The 3227-nt window shown below is 34.1% G+C and carries 6 protein-coding genes; all 6 read left to right on the top strand.

The features are described from left to right. Positions 1–714, top strand: a 714-nt coding sequence (locus tag ACERJO_RS20850; protein WP_373648766.1) for a hypothetical protein, incomplete at its 5' end; no start/stop codon positions are given. A gap of 23 nt (positions 715–737) precedes the next feature. Beyond that, positions 738–989, top strand: a complete 252-nt coding sequence (locus tag ACERJO_RS20845) for a hypothetical protein (RefSeq protein ID WP_373648765.1) — start codon at positions 738–740, stop codon at positions 987–989. Between the two features lie 39 nt (positions 990–1028). Then, positions 1029–2164 (top strand): IS3 family transposase gene (locus ACERJO_RS20840; protein ID WP_247107612.1). Its coding sequence is split into 2 segments (ribosomal slippage): positions 1029–1251 and positions 1251–2164, totalling 1137 coding nucleotides; the frame shifts between segments, so codons are not numbered across the junction. Positions 2165–2476: 312 nt separating this feature from the next. Beyond that, positions 2477–2695, top strand: coding sequence for a hypothetical protein (locus tag ACERJO_RS20835; protein WP_373648764.1), 219 nt, complete (start codon positions 2477–2479; stop codon positions 2693–2695). Between the two features lie 95 nt (positions 2696–2790). Then, positions 2791–2919 carry a hypothetical protein gene (locus ACERJO_RS20830; RefSeq protein ID WP_373648763.1) on the top strand — a complete coding sequence of 43 codons (129 nt, stop codon included), beginning with the start codon at positions 2791–2793 and terminating at the stop codon, positions 2917–2919. 15 nt (positions 2920–2934) lie between these two features. After that, a partial coding sequence (locus ACERJO_RS20825) for an ArpU family phage packaging/lysis transcriptional regulator (protein ID WP_373648762.1) occupies positions 2935–3227 on the top strand: 293 nt, incomplete at its 3' end.

Below are 3227 nucleotides of genomic sequence, written 5' to 3'. Positions count from 1 at the left end.
CTTTCTAGAATCTTATTATTTTTAGCACTGATGTTCTTTTTAATTTTCATGATGTGGTTAGAAATACCTACTGAGATCTTCGTTGCATTATTTTCATCAGTAATAAGTATTATTATAATGTTGGATGTTCTTAAATTTTCTTTAGTAATAGATTGTAGACGTAGAAATAAAAAGCTAGCTTTAGATGATTATAATGAAAAGAATATTTATTTTTGGTCTGAGGATTTAGAAGTAGATGAAAAATTTATATACAAATTACTTAATGAGAAAAGCACGGTAAACACAATGGAAAACCTAAATAAGTTGACAAAAAAAATAAATGATGTTTGTTCAGGTAGTTTAATCCAACTAAGATTATTAAGAAGCTATATTATTTCAAAGAATAACTCCCTTCATAATATAGATAAGGGTTTTAAGAGTTTTCTAATCCCAATAACTTTAATTCTTTCACCTATTCTAGTAAAGCCGTTAGCTGATGAGAGGATAACCAAATTAATTGAAAATGCTTATCTAAGAAATTTTGCTTATACTGACTATATCGTGATGGGAATTAACTTGTTTACATTTGCTATATTCGTTTTGTTAGTAATAACATATGCTTCGTTTATATTCTTTAAAGAAAAGAGAAGATTGAAATTAATCATTAAGATTATAGATATATTAATTGAAGAAGGAAAAGAAGACTCCACAATATCAGAAGAGAAGACTAATTAATTTGATAAGAGGGAGGAGTTTTGATGGGTTTTCTTGTAGAAATGAGCGACGGTTTTTGGGGAGCCTTAGTTGGTGCGTTAATAACTGGGACAGCAGGTATTATTATAGTAGTCATTCAATTGACGCAGAACAGAAAGCAAGAAAAAAATAAATCAAAAAAAGAAATTAGGTTTTATATATTTTATTTGAATAAATGCGTAGAGATAATAACTTTAATTGCAAAAGAGTTCGAAACGATTGAATGTAGTATAGATACATGGACACAACTTGGTTAAGTCATTAAAATTGAATGAACGAAAGGTCGTGTCCGAATTATGAGTCAAAAACGTTATAACCAAGAATTTAAACAAACAGTGATTGAGCTTTATCGCTCAGGTACGTCGGTCAGTCAACTCTCTAGTGAATATGGTGTGTCAGAAGTAACGATTTACAAATGGATCAAGCAACACTCTCCAATCGAAGGAACACAAGAGTTAACTGTGTCGGATATGGAAGCGATCCAAAAGGAAAATCTTCGTTTAAAGCAGGAGCTTGAAATCTTAAAAAAGGCTATGACCATATTCGCGAGAAAATAGATGAGCAGGAACTGATTGACTATATTGAAAGTGAAAGCGAACATCATCCAGTTCAAGTGATGTGTCATGTGTTAAAGATGCCAAGAAGTACGTACTATGATTCATTTCATAAGAAACCCAATAGCTATCATGTCGCCAATAAAGCCCTACTTGAGCGGATTCAAGCCATCCACAAAGAAAGTAAAGGTCGTTATGGCGCACCTAAAATTCATAAACTACTTCAAAAAGAAGGCTATTTATGCAGTATTAAACGGGTTCAACGACTGATGAAAGAAGCAGGCATTCAATCAAACATCACGAAAAAATATCGCCCAACACCATCACAATCACGTGTAGAAGAACGTGAAAACGTAATCGAACAAGACTTTACAACAACATCGATTAATGAGAAATGGGTAACTGATATCACCTATATTCATACACTCCGTCATGGCTGGTGCTATTTAGCATCCGTACTTGATTTGCATACGAAAAAAGTAGTTGGTTATACATTCTCTCGTACGATGACAACGGAACTTGTTCTGGAAGCATTGGAGAACGCTGTATACGCTCAAAAGCCTGGACCTGGACTCATTGTACATACGGATTTAGGCACGCAATATACTAGTAAAGCGTTTCAAGAACAATTAAATAAGTATGAAATGATTCCGTCATTCAGTCGTAAAGGTTGCCCTTATGACAACGCATGTATCGAATCCTTTCACGCCACACTGAAAAAAGAAGAAGTCTATCAAACTAAATATGAAAGCTTTGAAACTGCGAGAATCGCCCTATTTCAGTACATAGAAGGTTGGTATAATCGCAAACGAATTCATGGTAGCATTGGTTATATCACGCCAGATGAGTATGAAAGAATGTGTCGCGAAGCAGCGTAACACAAGGGGTAACTGTCATTCCCCTCCACATTTTTCAGGCACAACATCCATGGCATTATTTCTCCACGTCCCAATCAGGTTGTCAAAGGCTCTTTTCACTTTGACAATCTGATTGGGATGTGGAACACTCCATGAATGGTTGTTGTGCAGAAAAAACTTAATCTTTTGGTGTCCGGAATCTTGACATAGATCCAGATAAAAGAAAATAACAAATTAATTAGTGAAGGAATTGATGAAGAATTACTTATTAGTCAGGTAGGAGTAGATTCTTATCAGCTTAGAGAGTTAAACAGGGAGATCGGAGAATTAACAGTGCCAAGATTGATTAATGATATAGAAAAAAATCACAAAAGAATGCAAGCTATTGATATGAAAGTAGTATTATTAAAAGAGTTTAATCTAATTCTTCAGATTAATCATTATTTAGATGAACTACTAGATGAACTTAAAAAAAGTACTATCAATTCAAATATGGAAAAACATATTCATAAGCTGACAAGATATAATTTACAATTATGTAAATATCAATGATATTTATAGTTCTACCAGCCATCTGGAGGACACTGATTGATTACGGATTACCGTAGTCTATCGGTGTCCTCTTTTTATTTGAAAGGAGAATCCACATGCAGTCAACTAAGCAGAAAAAGAAGCCAATCAAGAAAGAAGCGCTAACTAAGCGTGATCTACACGAATTAATGGGAACAAACCGACCAACATACAGCCGTCGTCATGGGGCAATTAGACAAAAGTAAAGGAGTAGATGCAGTATGTTATTTAAACTTCCTGAAATTGATCGAGAGAGGACGAGAGAAGCTGTTTTAGCCGCACTTGAAAAGTATCGTATATGTTTACTAATGGTGGAAGAGAACGTATTGCCAAAGGTTACGCAATCTTTCTCCTTAATACCACCAACAAATACAAATGAATTTTACTCGAGTACAGAGAATGCTGCGATTAAAAATATTGCAAGGCAGGAAATGTGTGTTCAATACATTGAAAGGATAATAAAATCGGTAAATAGGCTGTCCGTTCAAGAAAGAGCGATTATTATTAAGCGTTA

It is taken from the genome of Halalkalibacter sp. AB-rgal2 (genome assembly GCF_041821005.1).
GTDB lineage: Bacteria > Bacillota > Bacilli > Bacillales > Bacillaceae_D > Halalkalibacter.
Note: the sequence above shows the minus strand (reverse complement) of the source record. Positions and strands in the feature narration are given on the sequence as shown.

What these genes read in the sequence shown, in the direction of transcription:
- ACERJO_RS20845 (WP_373648765.1), top strand. Translation starts at nt 738, where the DNA reads ATGGGTTTTCTTGTAGAAATGAGCGACGGTTTTTGGGGAGCCTTAGTT.
- ACERJO_RS20830 (WP_373648763.1), top strand. Translation starts at nt 2,791, where the DNA reads ATGCAGTCAACTAAGCAGAAAAAGAAGCCAATCAAGAAAGAAGCGCTA.